Genomic DNA, 19,270 nt, shown 5'->3' on the forward strand with positions numbered 1-19,270 from the left:
AGAATGAGAACAAAAAAAGATATTTTAGAGATAAAAAGAAGACTTTTAGAAGAGTTTAAAGACGCCAAAAGCGAGCTTAAATTTAGAAATTTATATGAGCTACTTGTCTGTGTCATGCTCTCAGCCCAGTGCACTGATAAAAGAGTAAATTTAATAACTCCAGCTTTATTTGAAGCATATAAAGATGTCTATGAGCTAGCTAGCGCAAATTTAGCAAGTCTAAAACTAATGATAAACTCGTGCAGCTTTTTTAATAACAAAGCGGCAAATTTAATCAAAATGGCAAACAGCGTGGTTGAGCTTTATAATGGAGAAATTCCGCTTGATGAAGAGAAGCTAAAAGCGCTTGCTGGAGTTGGACAAAAGACCGCTCATGTCGTGCTTTTAGAAGCTACAAATGCAAATGTTATGGCTGTTGATACACACGTTTTTAGAGTGGCACACAGACTTGATCTTAGCCATGCAAAAACGCCAGAAGCTACTGAAGCTGATCTTAGCCATGCCTTTAAAACAGATCTTGGTAAGCTTCATCAAGCCATGGTGCTCTTTGGACGTTATACCTGTAAAGCCAAAAAACCGCTTTGCCATGAGTGTATTTTAAATGATCTTTGTAACAGCAAGGACAAGATTATTTAATTTTCTCAAGCTTTGCTAGAAAATTTTTAGCATCTATGAAACCGATAGTTCTAAGAAATTTTAGCTCATCGCCACCATTAAATAACAAGAGTGCAGGCGGATCAATAAGCCCAAAATTTCTTAGCATCTCATCATTTTGTGATCCGCCATTTGTTACATCGATACGAATAAGTGCAAAATTTGCCAAAGCATCCATAACATCGCTATCTTTAAAAGTGATCTTTTCTATCTCTTTGCAGCTTACACACCAATCAGCATAAAAATCTACTAAAACAGGTTTGGTTGAGTTTTTTATTATCTCATTTAGTTCATCTAAATTTTTAACGGAATTAAATTTTAACGCACTATCACTTTTTGCCAAATTTAGTCCAGAAAGTGGAGAAAAAGCCTCCTTTGAGCCTAAAAATGAACCAACTATTAGCATAACTGAATATATAAAAACTAGGATAAAAAACGCTTTTTTAAACTTAACCCAGCTTTGCTCTGCTACTTCAAATGCCCCAAAATAAACTGCCATAAAAACGCCTATAATGCCATATCCTAATAGCTCAAAAAATTCTCCAAGCACACGTGCAAGAATCCAAACTGCCATGATGAGCATCAAAAAACCAAAGAATTTTTTCACTTCATCCATCCAACTACCAGGTTTTGGCAAGAGTTTTCCAGAGCTTAGCCCGATAATAAGTAGCGGCACGCCCATGCCAAGCCCCATGACAAAAAGCATAATGCCACCATAAAAGACATTTCCGCTTTGAGCGATATAAAGAAGCGCACCAGCTAATGGTGCTGCTACGCAAGGTGATACGATGAGAGCTGAGGCAAAACCCATAATAAAAATTCCAACATAGCCTGAACTATTTTGCGATTTTTTACTTATCAAATTTTCGAATTTTGCTGGCAATTTTATATCATAAAATCCAAACATGCTAAAGCTTAAAATGACAAAAATGGCCGCAAAAGCACCAAGTACATAGATATTTTGCAAAGCGCCTGCGATACCAAAGCCAAGTAGGCTAGCTGCTACTCCAGCTAGTGCGTAAGCCAGGCTCATCGCGACAACATAAATGAATGATAATAAAAAGCCTTTTTTTGCATTTAAATTAGCACCCTTTGAGACGATTATGCTTGAAAGTATCGGTATCATCGGAAAGACGCAAGGTGTTAGTGAAAGCAAGAGACCATAACCAAAAAAAGTAAGAAGCGAGATAAAGAAATTTTTATCTCCAAGCCTATTTGCGATATCTTGCTCGCTAGAAAATTCTTCAGCAAAGCTGTCGGCATCGTTTTTTTGCTCTTTTTTAAAAGTAGCGATGCTAAATTTTCCAGCTTGGTCAGTTATCTCATAAATTCTGCTTTGTGGACGGTAGCAAATGCCGTTTTTAGCACAGCCTTGATAGTTAATGTCAAGTATTGCTTTGCCATTTGAAAGATTTTCTTTTACTAAATTTAATGGGATAAAAATCGAAAAATCTTTTGGATAAATTTCATATTCTCCCGTATTTTCACTACTTGGCAAATTTAATAGCTCATTTATCTTTTTGCCAGCTAGCTTAATCTCAAAACTCTCTTTATAAAGATAGATATTTTCACCAAAGTTAAACTTCACTTCAACATTTTGACTATCAACGCTTGGAGTTAAAACAAAGGCTTTGCTAACATCTAAAACCTCGGCAAAAAGCGAGCCTGCAAATAAAATAATTGAAAAAAGAAATTTTAAAAACATACTAATCCTTGCTAAATTAAAAAAGATGATTTTAGTCTAAATTCTTAAATTTATTCTATTTTATTGTAAAATCGTGAAAATATGTGAAATTTTAAAGGAGCAAAGATGTCAAAAGACAAAAAACACCAAAAAAGTGAGAAACTTGGCTACGAGGAAGAGCTTAGACTGCTTCAAATTGAACTTTTAAAATTTCAAAATTACGTAAAAGAAAAAGGCCTTAGAGTACTTATGCTAATGGAAGGGCGCGACGCAGCCGGTAAAGGCGGAACGATAAAACGCTTAACCGAGCATCTAAATCCAAGAGGTTGCCGTATAGTAGCGCTTGCTAAGCCAAGTGATGTCGAAAAAACGCAGTGGTATTTTCAAAGATATGTGACTCATCTACCAAGTGCCGGAGAGATCGTGATCTTTGATAGAAGCTGGTACAATAGAGCTGGCGTTGAGCCAGTGATGGGCTTTTGCACGCAAGAAGAGCATAAGGAATTTTTACGTGAAGTGCCAAAATTTGAAGAGATGATCATAAACTCTGGCATAATTTTCTTTAAAATTTATCTTTCAATCACAAAAGATGAGCAGAAAAAACGCTTCAAAGAGAGGCAAAATGATCCGTTAAAGCAATTTAAAATTTCACCCGTTGATCAAAAAGCACAAGAGCTTTGGGATCAATACTCTATTGCCAAATATTCTATGCTTCTTGCCTCTCACAATAGCATTTCACCATGGGTCATCGTCTCAAGCGATAACAAAAAAGAAGCTAGGCTAAATGTCTTTAAATTTATCCTAAGTCACGTTGAATATCCAAAAAAGATAAATGACTACTTGGAATTTGACAAAAACGTCGTAAGAGATGGAAGTGAAGAGATAAAGCGCATAGAAGAAGGGCTAAATAAAGATAAGTTAAAGAGTATCGATTAGAATACTTTTAACTTCTAGCTAGCGATTTGCTTAGATTTGTTAGCTAAATTTTTAAGCCCACCACATTACTTTTGCCAAAACGACCATTATTAGGCAAAGCACTAGAGCTATTAAATGTGAAAATTTACCAAATGGATCAGGCTTTTTTAAAAGAACGACATTAAAAACAGAGATAAAAGTTACAAGGCACATTATGAGTAAGACAAAAATTTTTACAAGTAGCAGCTTTTGAAAGTTGCTTTGCCACCAGCTAAGCTCGCCTCCAAAATAGTCTTTTGCCATATAAGCGCCACTTATTAAAAGCAATAAAAATGCCGTGCCAAAAACCTTTGCGCTGCCTTTTGTGTAGGCTTTTTTAACTATTTCAAGGGTTTTAGTATCAACCGTTTTTTTAGCAAACGGATATATGCAAACATCGAAAAATACGTATCCTATAAATACAATGGCACAAATTAAATGAGTAATCAAAAAAAATAAGTACATTTTTTCACCTTTTTGTTTGGCATTATATAAATTTTAACTATTTAAAATACTTATTTTGAATCAATTTTAAGAATTTATGAAGATAAATTTATAAAAGAGCAAGGCAAGCGCCCTGCTCTAGGAGTTTTACTCGACTTCAGCGTCTATAACGTCGTCGTCTTTTTTATTATTTCCGCCGTTTGCTCCAGCGTTTTCATCTTTTTTATACATAGCTTCTGCTAGTTTGTGGCTAGCTTTGCTTAGAGCTTCTACTTTTGCATCGATCTGCTCTTTTGAAGAGTTTTCATCTTTTAAGACCTCTTTTAGGTCATTTAGCGCAGCTTCGATGTTGCTTCTATCTTCAGCTGGGACTTTCTCGCCAAGCTCGCTCATACTCTTTTCAGTTTGATGAACAAGTGCGTCAGCCTGGTTTCTAGCTTCAACTGCGTCTTTGCGCTTTTTGTCTTCTTCTTTATGAAGCTCAGCATCTTTTACCATGTTATTTATCTCTTCTTCGCTTAAGCCACTTGATCCAGAGATAGTGATGTTTTGAGCTTTACCAGTTGCTTTATCTTTTGCTGAAACGGTTAAAATTCCGTTTGCGTCGATGTCAAATTCAACTTCGATTTGAGGAACACCTCTTGGAGCTGCTGGGATGCCTTCAAGGTTGAAATTTCCAAGTGATTTATTATCTCTTGCAAACTCACGCTCTCCTTGTAGAACCATGATAGTAACGGCACTTTGATTATCTTCAGCAGTTGAGAAGACTTGACTTTTCTTAGTTGGTATAGTTGTGCCTTTTTCGATGATCTTTGTCATTACGCCGCCAAGTGTCTCGATACCAAGACTAAGCGGAGTTACGTCAAGAAGTAGCACATCTTTTACATCGCCTTTTATGACCGCACCTTGGATAGCAGCACCGATAGCTACGACTTCATCTGGATTAACGCTCTTATTTAGCTCTTTACCAAATGCTTTTTTGACCTCTTCTTGAACTAGTGGTACACGAGTTGAACCACCGACCATTACGACCTCTTTGATGTCGCTTTTATTTAAACCAGCGTCTTTTGTTACCTCGTTTATCTTAGTGATAGTCTCGCCTACAAGTGAGTCGATCATACCCTCAAATTTAGCACGAGTTAGCTTTTTGACAAGGTGTTTTGGGCCAGTCGCATCAGCTGTAATAAATGGTAAATTTATCTCAGTCTCTTGAGCTGAGCTTAGCTCTTTTTTAGCATTTTCAGCAGCTTCTTTTAAGCGTTGAAGTGCCATGATATCGCCTTTTAGATCGATACCAGTTTCGTTTTTAAACTCACTTACTAGCCAGTCAATGATCTTGTTATCAAAGTCATCGCCACCTAAGAATGCGTTACCACCAGTTGCCAAAACTTCAACGATGTTATCGCCAGTTTCAAGCACTGTAACGTCGAATGTACCACCACCTAGGTCATAAACCAAAATTTTCTCAGCTTCTTTTTTATCAAGACCGTAAGCAAGCGCCGCAGCTGTTGGCTCATTGATGATACGAAGCACGTTTAGTCCTGCGATCGTTCCAGCCTCTTTTGTAGCCTTTCTTTGGCTATCGTTAAAGTAAGCTGGCACAGTAATAACCGCATCTGTTACCTTTTCGCCAAGATACGCTTCAGCGTCTTCTTTTAGTTTGATAAGAATTTTTGCTGAAATTTCTTGCGGAGTATAGACCTTACCAGCGATCTCAACCGCGCAAGCGCCGTTTCTATCTACAACGTGATATGGCAAGCGAGCCTTTGCCTCTTCAGCATTTTTTTCATTGCTCATTAAACCCATGATACGTTTGATAGAATATATCGTTTTTTCAGGGTTTGTAACTGCTTGACGTTTTGCAACGTCACCTACTAGAATTTCACCCTTGTCTGTGAAAGCAACAACTGATGGAGTTGTGTTTTTGCCCTCTTTGTTTGGGATAACCTTGCTCTCGCCGCGCTCAAAAACGCTCACACAAGAGTTTGTTGTACCTAAGTCTATACCTATAACTTTTGACATATTTTTCCTTTTTATTAGATTTTTACTTTAAAATATCGTTATATTTTCCCTCAATTATTCTCCAAGCACACATATACAATGCATGTCCTGAACGCTCTCTCCCAGTTTTTTCATAATGATATGGAGCATAATCATTTGCTGTTTCGTAATCATGAAAGTCACCATTTTGAAGCATATAATCACGTAAACATTTTAATTCTTCTAATGTATAAACTCTACCACTATCCTTTTTTTGTTTGGCTTTAGCCATTTTGATTCCCTTAGTTTTATTTTTAAAATTTAGTTTGCTACACTGACCATAGCTGGGCGTAAAACCCTACCATTTATCATATAGCCTTTTTGCAAAGCTTGCACAATTTGACCACTCTGCTTCTCTTCGCTATCAACCCTTAAAACAGCATTATGCACGCTTGGATCAAACTCGGTATCAGTTGGTATCTCGCTTACGCCATGCTTTTCAAAGCATTTTTTAAACTGATTTATAGTTATCAAAATGCCCTCTTTGATCTTTTTGGCAAATTCATCATCCTCTGGATCAAAATTTGCAGCGATCTCAAGAGCATCGATGACTGGTAGCAAATCCCTAGCAAATTTCTCATTTGCATAGTTTGCAACGTCCGTCTTCTCTTTTTCATAACGCTTTTTGATATTTTCAAACTCAGCATTTGCTCTATAATATTTATCAGTTATTTCTACGAGCTCTTTTTCAAGTTTTTCAACCTTTGAAATATCGCCAAGTGCGTCCAAATTTACACTATCATTAGCTAGTTCTTGCACAGGCTCAACCTCAGGTAGGTTTTGCTCTTTTACCTCTTCGCTCACGCAGCCTCCTTTATTAGATTTATAAATTTCACATAGTCAGTATAAATACTGCCAGCGCAGATCATCTGTGCTTCGTTGCCAAGATAGTTTGCACTAAATTTGAGCCCCATAAAATTTTCATCAAACATAGGAGAAAATGTAAGTTTTTCATCCATTTGTAAGCTAAAACTTGGGTCAAAAACCATCTTAAAACGTCTATCCTTAAACATATCAAAGGCTAAAATTTCATTTTCTTGGAAGTAAATTTTAGTCCTTTTAAGCTCTCTTATTTTGCTTTTTAGTTCGCTTAAGCCAACTTGAGAGCAGATAAGCTCAAGCTTGTTTAAACTAACTCCAGCAAGATTACTTAAAAATTTATACATCCTAGCATCAAATTTAATAACGATCTCATCTTCACCAAAATTTAAGATCATATATCTATCATTTAAGTTTAAAATTTCTAGCAATTCATTATCGATTGTGCCAAAAATCATGCAATAAAGCTCAAATTCATCACATAACTTTTTCAATCCTTCGGCATCATTTATCTCTAAATTTATATCACTTATAGCAAAAATTTCACTCCAATATCTTCTCATCGCTGCAATTGTTGGGATCCGACCGCCACTAATGTGAAGCTTTGTGATCTCGCCCTCATCTGAAAGCTTTTTGAAATAAACGCGTATCGTAGAAGCCGGAATAGCCGCGCTCATACGAGAGCCGAGCTCATTTGAACCAATAGGCGCATTGTCCTGCAAATAGGCTTCAATGATAGAATTGAGTATCAAATCGCGTTTATTTGTTTTACTCACTTTTAGCACTCTTTCTTTTTAATTGCTAAGCGGATTATACAACTTTAGTTTATTAATGTCAAGTATTTAAGCTAAAATAATTTATTTATATATCTTTAGTCTATATAACTAAGCCTATCTAATATCAATTATATAAGCTTTCTCAAAAATTAAATTATAAAAAATAATTAAAAAAACTTAAAAATTTTTATATTACCTCTACATTCTAATATCTTTATACGTTTTTACGCATTAATAAAATATTTTATAGTATAATATATAATATTTTTTAAATTATATATACGTATTAATATTATTTATATATTATTTTATGTATATTTAATAAAATAATCCGTATAATACTTTAATGATTAAAACAAGTGATATATTTAATTTGCTTCACAATGCAGTTGAGGCAAAAAATATCGGTAAGAAAATTTCACAAGCAAAAATGGCAGAGGAACTTGGCGTGCCTATGAGGACATATCAAGATTGGAGGCTTGGCAACTCAAAGCCACAAGCTGCTGCTGCAGTTTGCAAACTGCTTTGTGAGCTTGACGACGATGAAATATTATTTGTTATCAATAAGATGAGAAAGTTATTAGGAAAATAGATGGAAAATTTGACACAAAAAGAGAGAATAGACCTTGAGAGCGTGTTTGCAGCTATCTGCACTAAAAAAGAGCCTAAATTTTTAGGTTTCTATAAAGACTTTTACTCGAGTGCGATTTTAAAATTTTACGTAGTTAAAGACAGAATTAAAAAAATAAAAATCAAGAAAAATTAGTTTTATATTGTTTGAGTAAAAACACTTTTTGATACTTTTAAAGGTTAATAATTTAGATAAATTCTCCTTAAATATTGACGTTATTTAAAGAGAATTTACCGACTTATTTTTTACCAAATTTAGCTAGAGCTCTTTGGTAGTCCTCTTCGCTATCGATGCCGATACTTTGACTTTCAACCTCTAGCATCGCTATCTTTTTGCCATTTTCTAGGGTACGGAGCTGCTCGAGCTTTTCGGTATTTTCAAGGCTTGAAGTAGCAAGAGCGCAAAACTCTTTTAAGCTTTTTACGCTGTATCCGTAAATGCCAAGGTGCGCTTTGTAGCTTTTACACTCGCTTCTGTTAAATGGTATCCTTGATCTTGAAAAGTAAAGTGCATATCCCTCAAAATCAGTCACTACCTTAACTAAATTTTTATCATCTGCAAACTCATCATCCATCTTTTTATAGCAAGAAAACATAAAAGCTTTTTCCCTATTTTGCTCGCAAAAAGCCCTAAATTTAGCGATATTTTCAGGCTCGATAAATGGCTCATCAGCCTGAACATTTATGATGATCTCGCTCTCGCTTAGCCCCAAAATTTGCGCCGCTTCGTTTATCCTATCGGTCCCACTTTGATGGTCTTTGCTAGTTAGCACAGCTTTTATGCCGTGAGCCTTGGCGATATCAAGCACGTTTGGCTCATCAACAGCAACCGCCACATCGTCCACGCCGCTTACTCTAAGAGCCGTCGCCACAAACATCGGCACGCCATTTATCTCTTTTAAAATTTTATTACTAAACCTTGTTGAGGCAAGGCGGGCTGGGATGATTATCATCGCTCGATCCATTCTAGGACACACTTTTCGATCTCGTCCTCTTTTATGATATTTTTGTGTAAAATTTTCGCACTAAATAGCGAGTTTATCGAGCTTGGTACGCTGTCATTTAAGATTTTAGCAGTCTTTTCCAGCGCATCTTTTTCATCTTTTGTATCTTTGATATGGCACGCTTTGATCATGCTTGGCGTAAATTTCACCCAGTGCGCGGTCGATGTGATGACGTTTATGCGGCTAGCATCCACCATCTTAAAGCAAGTAGCTGTATGCGGATCGATCGCGTAGCCGCCACTTGCGAACTTTGCGATATATGCCTCGCACTCTTTATCGTCGCACCAGCTAGCCTCAAAGTCCTCTTTTAGCGCTTCAAGCTCTTGTTTGCTAAGCTTATAAAATTTATCTTTTGCAAGGCTTTGCATGAGCTCATTTGTTCGATCACTACCAAATTTATCAAATAGCAAGCGCTCGACGTTTGAGCTGATCAAAATGTCCATCGCTGGGCTTATCGTCTTAACCAGCTTTTTGTCCCTGAGGTCGTAAATGCCAGTGGTGAAAAACTGCGTCAAGATGTTGTTTGCGTTTGAAGCGATCTTGATCTTACCAATCTTTACGCCCATTTTTTTAGCGTAATACGCCCCAAGAGCGTTACCAAAATTTCCACTTGGCACTATGATGTCAAAGCTCTCGTTTGCCTTAAGCGCCTTTTGTTTTAGCAAATTTGCGTAAGCGTAGGCGTGGTAGATGATCTGAAAGAGAATTCTGCCAAAATTTACCGAGTTTGCCGCGCTTAGTTTAAGGCACTTTTTCTTAAGCTCAGATTTAAATTTATCATTTGCAAGCAGCGTTTTTAGCGCCCTTTGAGCGTCGTCAAAGTCGCCTTTTATGCCAAAAACCTTTAAATTTTTACCCTGCATGGTCTGCATCTGAAGCTTTTGCACCTCGCTCGTGCCGCCATCTGGATAGAGGCAGACGACCTTGATATTTTCATCATTTGCAAAGGTTTGAAGTGTCGCAGGACCGGTATCGCCGCTAGTTGCGCACATGATAAGGTATCTTTCGCCCCTCTCTTTTGCTAGCTGGCTAAGCAGCGAGCCAAAAGGCTGAAGTGCCATATCCTTAAACGCCCTTGTTGGGCCGTGATATAGCTCATTTACGTATAAATTTTTATATATTTTTTTAAAAATGACTGGGTGCTTTGGATCATCAAAGCTTGCATATCTCTTAAGAGCCTTTTTGAAAAACGCCTCTGGCACATCAAATTTAAATAGCGAGATGATGTAAAGTGCGAGCTTTTCGTAGCTTAGACTTGAGAGCTCTTGCCACTTTGCCTTTGTGATCTTTGGTAGCTTCTTTGGCGCGTAAAGTCCGCCGTGAGCGGAGCTTGGGCTAAGCATGGCTGTGCTTAGATTTACATTTTTTACCTTTTCATCTTTTACGCTTCTAGTTGGTGTTAGTCTCATTTTTTGCCTTTTTTGGTTGATTTTTTTATCCATTTTTCGTATTTTTCAAATACCTCTTTTGGCTTAAGTGCCAAAATTTCTGGGGTTTCGTAGCTGTGGTGCTTTCTTATAAATTTAGCTACTTTTTTAAATTTCACGTCCGTTTTTATGAGTAAAATTTGCTCTTTTTCATCGCAAAGCTCCTTTTGCCAAAGATAAATGCTCTTTGCGCTAAAGCTACTCACGCAAGCTGCAAGGCTCTTTTTCACGAGCTTTTTGCTTAGTTTTTTTGCCTCTTTTTTCTTTGCGACTGAGGTGATTAAAAATCTCATTTTGATCTAATTTTTCCTTTTAAAAAGTGACTCATTATAACAAAATGGGCTTAAATTTGTCGCTCTAAAACCTTTTTAAAATCCTCGCTTAGCGTAACTTCAAGCGTGATAAGCGATACTGGCAAACCAAAATCTTTTGCCTTTACATAGTCCTTTTGCGTCATCAAAAGTGAGGCTGCATCATATCTTTTTAAAATCTCTTCTAGCTCATCTTTTGAAAAATCATAATGGTCAGGAAAAAAGACGCAAGCTACGCACTTATCAAAAAATGGCTTAAGACGCTCTGGGTTTGCTATGGCAGTAACTAGAACCATTTTTTCGCTTTTATTTAAAATTTCACTCTTTCTAAAGTGAGTTTGCCCTTCAATCGCCACAAAATCAGCAAATTTATAAAAGCTAAATGGATATCTATAAGCCCCACTTGGTAGGCAAAATTTTAGCCTTGGCTCAGGATTTGGACGCACTAATATGTCAAATTTGGCTATATCGAATTTAGAAAATCCGTCATCCAGCAAAATATACTTTGCGCCATGCTCTTTGGCATATTTTATAGCTAATTTCCTATCTTCGCTTACTATCACATTTGCGTTTTTAAGACTTGTGGCATATATCATCGCCTCATCGCCACTTGCTGCTACGTCAAGTAAAATTTCGCCATTTCGAGCAACAACTTGCATGCCTTTGCTTTTTCTTTTATAGCCTCTAAGAATGATAAAAGCACCTTCGAAATTTTTAGCAATTGCCACGCAAAGTGGAGTCTTCCCGCTTCCTCCAAGGGTCAAATTTCCAACGCTTATTACCTTTATGCCAAAGTCTATTTTTCTAGCAGTAAATTTCTTAAACACAACAATAAGAAAATAGATAAAACTTAATGGCAAAAGTAAAAATGCTAGTAAAATTTGAAAGAAATTTGGGCGAAAGAAGTAGTCATTCGCCCAAGTATGCAAGAAAATATTTAATTTCTTAAACACGAGTTTTAGAAATTTCTTTTACTTTGCTGCAGATGTATTGCACCTCTTCGTCGCTCAAACTATGATAAATAGGCAGTGACAACACTTGCTGATAATTTTTTAAAGCATTTGGAAAATCATTTACTTTAAGTGAGTATTTATTTTTATAATAACTTAGTAAATGTATCGGTATGTAGTGCAATGATGTGTGAATTCCGTGCTCCAAAAGCTCTCTGGCAAAGCCATCACGATTTTTGTTTATCTTAATAATATACTGAGTGTAAATGTGCTCGCGTTTTTTGACAGGGATTGTTATATTGCGGCACTCACCAAGCTCTTTATCATAAATTTTTGCGATCTCTTGTCTTCTTTGTATGAGCTTATCTGTTCTTTCTAGCTGCGCAATAGAAAATGCTGCATTTATCGAGTTTATATCATACTTTAAGCCAATATCAACGACATCATAAATATAACTCAAGCTACCGAATTTATCAATGCCATTTACAAGAGCATAGTTGCGAAGTAGTTTTGCTCTTTTATAAATTTCCTCATCATTTGTCGTAAAAAATCCAACCGTTGATATAGGATTTTGCACACGCGAATGTGTTTGAAAGCATGATAAAAAGGAGTCTGAGCCAACTTTTTTGCCATTGTATGTTAAGCCCATACCGCGATTTGCATCATCTAAAATTTTTACGCCGTATTTCTCACAAACCGCCGTTATCTCGTCCATCCTAGCACTTTGACCTGCGATATGAGAGATAAAAGCACATTTTAATTTTTTATGATTTTGCTCTTTTAGCACTTTCTCAAGGGCGTCTGGGCAGATGTTAAAATCTTCTTCATCAACATCCACAAAAATAGGTTCAGCATCAAAATGTCTAACAGCTTGTGCAATGCTAGGAAAGGCATTTATGGAGCAAATGACCTTATCTCCGCGTTTAGTGTCAAGCGCGCTTAGTGCCAAGTGATGTGCGGCTGCGATATTATTTGTGGTGACTACAAATTTTGCACCAAAATACTCTTTTAACTTTTCTTCAAATCTAGCAACGATATTAGTAGTATTTTCAGAGTGCAAAGCCTCCTCAATAAGCTCACTTTCACGCTCAGTGATAGTCGGTCTATAAAACGGAATCTCTCTCATCTTTAATCCTTTAAATTTTCACTATCAACGGCATTTGTCGTTTAAACCTGTTTAAAACAACTCTATTTTCTATATCCGATACTGCTTTTAATCCAAACTTTTTGATGACTTGCTCCTTGTTATTTTCTAAATTTTCTAAAATCTCATCAATAACAGCATAACTGTAACCTATGTCACCTTCGTCACTTTGTCCATCCCACAAATCAGCCGAAGGTGCTTTGTTGATAAAATTTTTATCAACCCCAAGATGTTTTGCAAATTCAAAAATTTCACTTTTGTAAAGCTCTCCAATAGGATTTATCGCACATGCTAAATCCCCAAATATCGTACCGTATCCAAGCATAAGCTCACTTTTGTTGCTTGTTCCGATAACTAGAGCGTTTATACTAGATGAATAATCATAAAGCAAGCTCATTCTAACTCTAGCTGCTAAATTCCCTTTTCTTAAATTGCTTAAATTTACATCTATCGTTTCGTAAAAGGCATTTAAAATACCTTCTATGGATAAAACCTTATATTTTATGTTTAGTTTTTCGCATAAATTTAAGGCATCGTCCATATTTTGTCTGTTTGATGATGCTGTTGGCATGATGAGTGCATGAGTTTCATTTGGTTTTGCTCTTGCACACAAAGTCGCTACTACAGCAGAATCAATACCCCCACTAACACCCAACAACAAATTTTTATCTTTAGTTTTATCTTTTAAGCTAAAAACTAAAGTTTCTTCGATTTTTTGATACTCCTTCATTCTTCCTTTGCCTAGATTTGCTTCTTTTTGCAAAAATTATACTAAGTAAATTTAAAATTTTTCTTTAAGTTTAAGTAAAAAGATGTAAAATTTTAAGAAATAATAAATTTAAGGTAAAAAATGAGAGTAATACACAAAAGTTTTGGGGATTTTGGCACTAATTGTTACATAGTTACAAAAGATAACTCATCTTTAGTGATAGATCCGGGAGATGGGGCAAAAGAATGGGTTTTACAAAATGTTAAAAATTTAAAAGCCATCCTTTGTACTCATGGGCATTTTGATCATATTTACGACGTGAGCGAGCTAAAAAATGAGCTAAAAATTCCAGTTTATATCAATAAATTTGATGCTTTCATGTGCGAGAGTGATATTTTTGGCTATATGAAAGATACTTTTACTCCAGATGTTTTGGTTGAAAATGATGAAAATTTTAACATTGATGATTTTTGCATCAAATTTCATCATTTCCCAGGACATACGCCAGGTTGCTCGATGATAGAGATAGAAGATGTGATGTTTAGTGGAGATTTTTTATTTAGAGGAAGCATAGGACGCTGGGATTTTCCTTTTTCAGATAAAAACGAAATGTTAGCTAGTTTAGAAAAGTGTAAAAATCTAAAGGGCGACTTCGCACTTTATCCAGGGCACGGAGAAAGTAGTACACTAGAGGCCGAGCAAAATAATATTGATTATTGGGTAGATATAGTAAAAAATAGCTAAAAATTTCAGTGGTATTAATTTCAAGTTTCAAACTTTTAAAATACACTTAATCGCTATTAAAAATTTATATTTTTATAAAACTAAGAGTCAATCAAAAAGGGTAGATAAATTTTATATGGAGTCTATTGAATTTTAAAGAGGTCCGAGCGAAAGCTCGCTCGGATAAAGGTTTTTAGAAGCTATATTTTGCTTCAAATCTTATACGATCTTGTTTGTAGCTTGCACCATCTTTTTTGTCTTTAGCAGCCGCATACCAAGAAAGGAATGTAAGTTTCTTGCTGTATTTGTAACTAGCATCAAGAGACCATTCGTTTCTTTTTGCTCTCTCTTTGCCAAGATCCCAGCTGTAGCCTTTACCTTGAGTATATCCAGCACCAAAGCCAAATTTATCTATGTCATATCCAGCATTAACAAACCAGTAGTCGTTATTACCCTTGATGTTATTGTAGTATTGTTTGCCACCACTCATTACACCATTTAAGATTTTAGTCGGGTTGATTAGCTGACCATTTGATTCAATTGAAACAAATGACCACTTGTTATTGTCTTTGTTCTTAGCATCAAAGTCTAAGTAGCCAGCATTAAGTTTAGCACCAAATAGTTTTGTGCCAGCTTGGATAGCCCAGAAATTAGCATCAGCTACATCTTTGTGATCTGAGTCGTTATGGACAAATTGACCTTTTAAGTTTAGGTTAACATCATCAGTTACATTAAAGCTTACACCAGCTTCAGTACCATAAAGTGTTGCTATCTCTTGAATATTTGCAATTGCAGCTTTAAATGATACTGGATCATAGCTGCCAGCTACACCTAAATAATAAAGGTTACCTGGAGCATCATTAAATTTATCTCCATCATTACCAGCCACTATTCTGCCAACCAAAGGACCATCATTGTCTTGATCGCTAGCTAGTGCATCATAAGCAGCAGCAGTCAAAGTAAGGCCTGGTACATCAGTACTTACTACTTTTAGACCAGTACCAGCCAACTCACCATCATCATAAAAAGTTTTTATAAGTTGCTTACCAGCTGTAATAGTAGTATTAGCTACCTTGTAGCCTAGATACATTTCATATACTGTGAATGAACTAGTTGTATCTGTTTTGTCTGTGCCATTTCCAGTAGATGCCACTTGGTATTTATTACTGAATTTACGACCAACATTATCACCAGATCCATCAGCTGTTGTTGGAGCATATCTTAATGTTAAAACGCCAAAGAAGTTATCATCGATCGCAGCTTTAAATGATGTAACCATTCTAAAAGCATGATTTCCTATACTTGATTTTTGAGTATCAGACTTGGCACTATTTTTGAAGTGATCATTTGTATAACGATATCTTGCAAATCCTGAAAGATCTACATTTTTTATAGCTTCTTCAAGTGGAGTTGCACTTGCAACGCTTGAAAATGCACCTAAAGCAACCAAAGCAGCTAAGCTAACTTTTGTAATTTTCATCTAAATCTCCTTTTGATAAAAAGTTTTGAAAGGATATTATCATAGAAAATTAATTTTATTGCTTAATTTTTCTTAAAAATTTAAAAAATGTTACCAATTATTTACCAAAATAGGATAATGAGATAAAGATTGTCTTTTTAAAATTTCGCTTTATTTGGGACTAATTGTAAGAAAATCAAAAATTTTTACTTACTTTTAGCTATTAGCCTTAGCTTCTTCTCGCTCTTTTTTTTGCCTTATAGCAGCTTCTTTTTGGATATTTTTTTGTTGAGCCAAGAAGATATGCTCTTCAAGTGTAACAAGTTGAAATATTCCTTCAAAAATTTTTATATCTTTAACATATCCAAGCACTTTTACTTCTCTTTTTCTGCTCTCTTCAAATCTTGCTTGAGCGTCAAATTCCACCACGTCACCAAGCTTTAGCGGTCCAAAGAAATTTATCCTAGCCCCGATACTAACGCAAAATTCTTCATTAATAGCTAAAAGCGCGGCATGATTTGCGCCCATAAAAATAAACCCACTATGAATAAGCCCCTCAGTATCGCACACCATATCATCCGTAGTAAAAAATCTAGTCTTTGCGTGATTTTTTTCAAGTAAAAATGCCGTTCCGCTAAAATTTAGCTTTGTAAGTGGAGCGGTTTTGATCTCATTTCTTAATGGGTTTTCATCTTCTGGTAAGATTATTTGCGATTCGTCTTTTACATCATAGATATTTTCTTCTGCCATTTTTATCCTTAAATTTTAACTCTAACATATGCTCTTTTTGGCGCTGGGTAGCCCTCGATGGTCTTTGTATTATCGTCTGGGTCTAAGAAATTTCCAAGACTCTCGCCATCTATCCACTGCGTTTTTCGCTGCTCATTTAGATCAGTGGCCTTTGTCTCAAGTAAGGTAAAATCCCTAAATTTAGCCCTCTCGCACCAGTTCTGTAAAGCCGAAAGAGTAGGCACAAAGTAGATATTTGGAATTTTTGAATACCTATCTCTTGGGCTCAGCGCAAAATCGCCCTCAATGTCAATATACATAGTATCTAAAAATAGCTCGCCTCCAGGATTCAAAGCCATTTTTAGCTCTTTTAACATCTTAATAGGATCGCCTCTGTGATATATCACTCCAAGACAAAAAATCGTATCAAATTTAGCTCCAAATTCTGGCAAGTTCTCAACGCCAAGAAGCTCATATATGATATTTGAGCAGATAAATTTATTTAAAAATTTAAACTGCAAAAATGTATGAACGCTAGGATCAAAGCCAGTTATGCTTTTTGGGCCGTACTCAAGCATCTTAAACATATAATATCCATTATTACAACCCACGTCAGCTACGCACTTGCCAGCTAAATTTAGGTGTGGGGCAAGGATATTAAATTTAATAAAACTTTGCCACTCGCTATCTATATATATATCATCAAGTGAAAATGGCCCTTTTCGCCAAGGCTTTAGGCTAAGGGCGAGGTTGTAAATTTTATCTTTGCTCGCAGCGTCCAGCTCTTTAAATTTGACATTTACGCTCTCACTAAGGCTAAATTCGCAGTCAAAATTTGCTAAATTTTCTATCCTATTATAAATTTGCTTTTGCTGCTCATTAAATTTACTAAGATCCACGCTATTTCCAGTCGACAATGTTGTGCGGACACTCTTTTTGGTAGGTGCCAGTCGCGTCATAATACTCTTTACAATCATTATAATATTGCGTCGAAACTCCGCGCTCATTCATGTAAAGACAACCGTTGCAAAATAACGCTATAAAGCCTAAAAATATAATCTTTTTCATGTGGCGGATTTTATCATAAATAAAATTTTTATGCTAGAATAGCAGGCGGTTTTAGAGCCAAGTTTGGCTAATATTAAACAAAAGGCATCTCATGCAAAGAAGAGATTTTTTTAAATTCAGTAGTTTTTTAGGTGCAGCAAGTCTGCTTCCAAGTGTCACTCTAGCTAGCGATGAGCCAGCAAGTCCAGTTGTTAGAAATTTCGATGTAAATTTTAAACACCAGCTGCTCGAAAAGGGCAAAAGCTCAAGAATTTGGTTGCCACTCCCACTAAGCACTACTTATCAGCAACTAACCAAAGACTACGTCATAAACACAACCGCTAAAAACGTCTATATTTCAGATACACTAATACCAACAATGTATGCTGATTTTGAAGAAAATGAGCCAAGACCTATCTTAAATGTGCAGTTTAAAATTCAAACAACAGAGCGTAACACCGACTTTAGCAAGGTAAATTACGATCCAAATGAGAAGGTTGATCCTGCTGTTTTGGAATTTTTAAAACCAACTTCACACATCCCAACTGACGGCGTTGTAAGAGCAAAAGCGCTAGAGATAGTTGGAAATTTAAAGGGCGATTTGGAGCGCGCAAAAGCGATCTACACATGGGTTGCAAACACTATGCAGCGTGATAACAGCATCCTAGGATGTGGCACAGGCGACGTTAAAGCCATCCTAGAAAGCGGCAAACTAGTTGGCAAATGCACCGACATAAACTCAGTTTTTGTTGGACTTTGCAGATCAGTTGGCATCCCAGCAAGAGAAATTTTTGGTATTAGAGTTGGTCAGTCTAGATTTTCAGATCAAATGGGTAGCGCAAAAGATGGCGTAGCTAAAATTTCAGGCGGACAGCACTGCAGGGCTGAATTTTACCTAAAAGGCTATGGTTGGATACCGGTTGATCCAGCGGATGTCACAAAGGTAAGACTGGGCGAGAAGCTAACAAATGATGACGCCAAGATCGTAGCTGTGAGAGATTATTGCTTTGGTAACTGGGAGATGTGCTGGATAGGCTTTAACTACGGCCGCGACTTTATCTTAAAGCCAACTCCAGAGCAAACTCCGCTAAATAACTTTGGCTATCCATACGCTGAGGTTGAAGGCAACACACAAAACTACTATTCGCCAAAAGAATTTAGCTACGACTACGTCTCAACAGAGCTAAAATGAGAGCCTTTTGGCTGATACTAACATCCATAGGTAGTGCTATCGGCGCTACCTTGTGCTGCTTGCCGGCACTTCTTTTCTTGCTTTTTGGCACATCTTTTTCTTTTCTATCTTGGACACAAAATTTATACGAGTACCGCGTCCCTTTAAGCGTCGTGGCCGTCATTTGCTTTGTGATCTCAGGTGTGGCTTTATTTTACAAGCCAAAAAGCTGCAACCTAAGCTATAAAAAGAAAAAATGGATACTTATATATATACTTTTTGGAGTGATTTTGCTTTTACTCCTTACATATCCCGAGCTTTTAGGAGAAATTTATGCGTAAAATTTTAGTTTTAGCCCTTTTAGTGGCTGCAAGCTACGCTGATAAAAAGATAGAGATTTTGGTGCCTAGCATGCACTGTCCGCTTTGCACGGCGATAGTAAGAAAGGCCGCACTTAGCGTTGAGGGCGTAAAAAAGGCAGATGTATCGCTAAAAGAGCGAAAAGCTGTCGTTATAGCAGATGATAAGCTCGATGAAAAAGAGCTTTTAAAGGCAGTCGATGCGACTGGTTATAAGGGCGAGATAAAATAAATTT

Annotated in this window: 24 protein-coding genes; 8 read left to right on the forward strand and 16 right to left on the reverse strand. The window is 36.4% G+C overall.

Annotated elements, in window-relative coordinates; genetic code table 11:
* Window positions 1–3 precede the first annotated feature (3 nt).
* A complete protein-coding gene (nth, locus tag B9N62_RS00330; RefSeq protein WP_085658278.1) occupies window positions 4–636 on the forward strand; it encodes an endonuclease III in 633 nt (210 codons plus the stop codon).
* On the opposite strand, the gene dsbD is transcribed toward nth, so the two are convergent.
* The gene (dsbD, locus tag B9N62_RS00335; RefSeq protein ID WP_087583878.1) at window positions 629–2,359 is read right to left on the reverse strand and encodes a protein-disulfide reductase DsbD; all 1,731 of its coding nucleotides are present in this window, start codon (window positions 2,357–2,359) and stop codon (window positions 629–631) included. The two genes, nth and dsbD, sit on opposite strands and share 8 nt — an antisense overlap.
* 105 nt (window positions 2,360–2,464) lie before the next feature.
* On the opposite strand from dsbD, the gene ppk2 reads away from it, so the two are divergent.
* Complete coding sequence (gene ppk2, locus B9N62_RS00340; RefSeq protein WP_021091543.1) at window positions 2,465–3,274, forward strand: polyphosphate kinase 2; 810 nt, start codon at window positions 2,465–2,467, stop codon at window positions 3,272–3,274.
* A gap of 51 nt (window positions 3,275–3,325) precedes the next feature.
* Here ppk2 and B9N62_RS00345 read toward each other — a convergent pair whose 3' ends face one another.
* From B9N62_RS00345 to B9N62_RS00365, 5 genes are all read right to left on the reverse strand, one after another.
* Window positions 3,326–3,757: a trehalose-6-phosphate synthase gene (locus tag B9N62_RS00345; RefSeq protein ID WP_087583879.1), complete on the reverse strand. Its 432-nt coding sequence runs from the start codon at window positions 3,755–3,757 to the stop codon at window positions 3,326–3,328.
* Window positions 3,758–3,883: 126 nt separating this feature from the next.
* On the reverse strand, window positions 3,884–5,758 hold the full coding sequence (gene dnaK / locus B9N62_RS00350; RefSeq protein ID WP_072594611.1) for a molecular chaperone DnaK: 1,875 nt from the start codon (window positions 5,756–5,758) through the stop codon (window positions 3,884–3,886).
* A 22-nt stretch (window positions 5,759–5,780) separates the two neighbouring features.
* On the reverse strand, window positions 5,781–6,008 hold the full coding sequence (locus B9N62_RS00355; protein WP_087583880.1) for a hypothetical protein: 228 nt from the start codon (window positions 6,006–6,008) through the stop codon (window positions 5,781–5,783).
* Window positions 6,009–6,037: 29 nt separating this feature from the next.
* The gene (gene grpE, locus B9N62_RS00360) at window positions 6,038–6,580 is read right to left on the reverse strand and encodes a nucleotide exchange factor GrpE (protein WP_087583881.1); all 543 of its coding nucleotides are present in this window, start codon (window positions 6,578–6,580) and stop codon (window positions 6,038–6,040) included.
* On the reverse strand, window positions 6,577–7,371 hold the full coding sequence (locus B9N62_RS00365) for an HrcA family transcriptional regulator (RefSeq protein WP_087584036.1): 795 nt from the start codon (window positions 7,369–7,371) through the stop codon (window positions 6,577–6,579). Before B9N62_RS00365 ends, grpE begins: the two co-directional genes overlap by 4 nt.
* Window positions 7,372–7,717: 346 nt before the next feature.
* On the opposite strand from B9N62_RS00365, the gene B9N62_RS00370 reads away from it, so the two are divergent.
* Together B9N62_RS00370 and B9N62_RS10415 are read left to right on the forward strand one after the other, a co-directional pair.
* Complete coding sequence (locus tag B9N62_RS00370) at window positions 7,718–7,963, forward strand: DNA-binding protein (protein WP_087583882.1); 246 nt, start codon at window positions 7,718–7,720, stop codon at window positions 7,961–7,963.
* Window positions 7,964–8,137 carry a hypothetical protein gene (locus tag B9N62_RS10415; RefSeq protein WP_021091517.1) on the forward strand — a complete coding sequence of 58 codons (174 nt, stop codon included), beginning with the start codon at window positions 7,964–7,966 and terminating at the stop codon, window positions 8,135–8,137.
* A gap of 103 nt (window positions 8,138–8,240) precedes the next feature.
* On the opposite strand, the gene kdsB is transcribed toward B9N62_RS10415, so the two are convergent.
* From kdsB to B9N62_RS00400, 6 genes are read right to left on the reverse strand one after another with little or no spacing between them, the layout of a single operon-like run.
* Window positions 8,241–8,954, reverse strand: a complete 714-nt coding sequence (kdsB, locus tag B9N62_RS00375; RefSeq protein ID WP_087583883.1) for a 3-deoxy-manno-octulosonate cytidylyltransferase — start codon at window positions 8,952–8,954, stop codon at window positions 8,241–8,243.
* Entirely contained in the window at window positions 8,951–10,414 is a 1,464-nt protein-coding gene (gene thrC, locus B9N62_RS00380) for a threonine synthase (RefSeq protein WP_087584037.1), read from the reverse strand. The genes kdsB and thrC overlap by 4 nt, the downstream gene beginning before the upstream one ends.
* The gene (cutA, locus tag B9N62_RS10980) at window positions 10,411–10,725 is read right to left on the reverse strand and encodes a divalent-cation tolerance protein CutA (protein ID WP_087583884.1); all 315 of its coding nucleotides are present in this window, start codon (window positions 10,723–10,725) and stop codon (window positions 10,411–10,413) included. The genes thrC and cutA overlap by 4 nt, the downstream gene beginning before the upstream one ends.
* 50 nt (window positions 10,726–10,775) lie before the next feature.
* Window positions 10,776–11,696, reverse strand: coding sequence for a tetraacyldisaccharide 4'-kinase (locus B9N62_RS00390; RefSeq protein ID WP_087583885.1), 921 nt, complete (start codon window positions 11,694–11,696; stop codon window positions 10,776–10,778).
* Window positions 11,689–12,819 carry a DegT/DnrJ/EryC1/StrS family aminotransferase gene (locus tag B9N62_RS00395; RefSeq protein WP_087583886.1) on the reverse strand — a complete coding sequence of 377 codons (1,131 nt, stop codon included), beginning with the start codon at window positions 12,817–12,819 and terminating at the stop codon, window positions 11,689–11,691. Before B9N62_RS00395 ends, B9N62_RS00390 begins: the two co-directional genes overlap by 8 nt.
* 10 nt (window positions 12,820–12,829) lie before the next feature.
* The gene (locus tag B9N62_RS00400) at window positions 12,830–13,567 is read right to left on the reverse strand and encodes an NAD+ synthase (protein WP_087583887.1); all 738 of its coding nucleotides are present in this window, start codon (window positions 13,565–13,567) and stop codon (window positions 12,830–12,832) included.
* Between the two features lie 120 nt (window positions 13,568–13,687).
* On the opposite strand from B9N62_RS00400, the gene B9N62_RS00405 reads away from it, so the two are divergent.
* A complete protein-coding gene (locus B9N62_RS00405; protein ID WP_087583888.1) occupies window positions 13,688–14,290 on the forward strand; it encodes an MBL fold metallo-hydrolase in 603 nt (200 codons plus the stop codon).
* A 172-nt stretch (window positions 14,291–14,462) separates the two neighbouring features.
* Here B9N62_RS00405 and B9N62_RS00410 read toward each other — a convergent pair whose 3' ends face one another.
* The 4 genes from B9N62_RS00410 to B9N62_RS10675 form a co-directional block, all read right to left on the reverse strand.
* A complete protein-coding gene (locus B9N62_RS00410; protein WP_087583889.1) occupies window positions 14,463–15,749 on the reverse strand; it encodes a major outer membrane protein in 1,287 nt (428 codons plus the stop codon).
* A 195-nt stretch (window positions 15,750–15,944) separates the two neighbouring features.
* Window positions 15,945–16,478 (reverse strand): thioesterase, encoded by a 534-nt coding sequence (locus tag B9N62_RS00415; protein WP_087583890.1) that lies wholly within the window; start codon window positions 16,476–16,478, stop codon window positions 15,945–15,947.
* 8 nt (window positions 16,479–16,486) lie between these two features.
* Window positions 16,487–17,356, reverse strand: a complete 870-nt coding sequence (gene cmoB / locus B9N62_RS00420; RefSeq protein WP_087583891.1) for a tRNA 5-methoxyuridine(34)/uridine 5-oxyacetic acid(34) synthase CmoB — start codon at window positions 17,354–17,356, stop codon at window positions 16,487–16,489.
* A gap of 1 nt (window position 17,357) precedes the next feature.
* On the reverse strand, window positions 17,358–17,525 hold the full coding sequence (locus B9N62_RS10675; RefSeq protein ID WP_002942642.1) for a hypothetical protein: 168 nt from the start codon (window positions 17,523–17,525) through the stop codon (window positions 17,358–17,360).
* 91 nt (window positions 17,526–17,616) lie between these two features.
* Between B9N62_RS10675 and B9N62_RS00425 the strand changes: the two genes are divergently transcribed.
* Genes B9N62_RS00425 through B9N62_RS00435 form a run of 3 tightly spaced genes read left to right on the forward strand, consistent with a single transcriptional unit; the run spans window position 17,617 to window position 19,266 of the window.
* Entirely contained in the window at window positions 17,617–18,696 is a 1,080-nt protein-coding gene (locus B9N62_RS00425) for a transglutaminase-like domain-containing protein (protein WP_087583892.1), read from the forward strand.
* Window positions 18,693–19,016, forward strand: a complete 324-nt coding sequence (locus tag B9N62_RS00430; protein ID WP_009294140.1) for a hypothetical protein — start codon at window positions 18,693–18,695, stop codon at window positions 19,014–19,016. Before B9N62_RS00425 ends, B9N62_RS00430 begins: the two co-directional genes overlap by 4 nt.
* Complete coding sequence (locus B9N62_RS00435; protein ID WP_087583893.1) at window positions 19,009–19,266, forward strand: heavy-metal-associated domain-containing protein; 258 nt, start codon at window positions 19,009–19,011, stop codon at window positions 19,264–19,266. The genes B9N62_RS00430 and B9N62_RS00435 overlap by 8 nt, the downstream gene beginning before the upstream one ends.
* The last annotated feature ends 4 nt before the right edge of the window (window positions 19,267–19,270 follow it).

Origin of the sequence: Campylobacter concisus (genome assembly GCF_002165785.1) — a bacterium.
GTDB classification, from domain to species: Bacteria; Campylobacterota; Campylobacteria; order Campylobacterales; family Campylobacteraceae; genus Campylobacter_A; species Campylobacter_A concisus_W.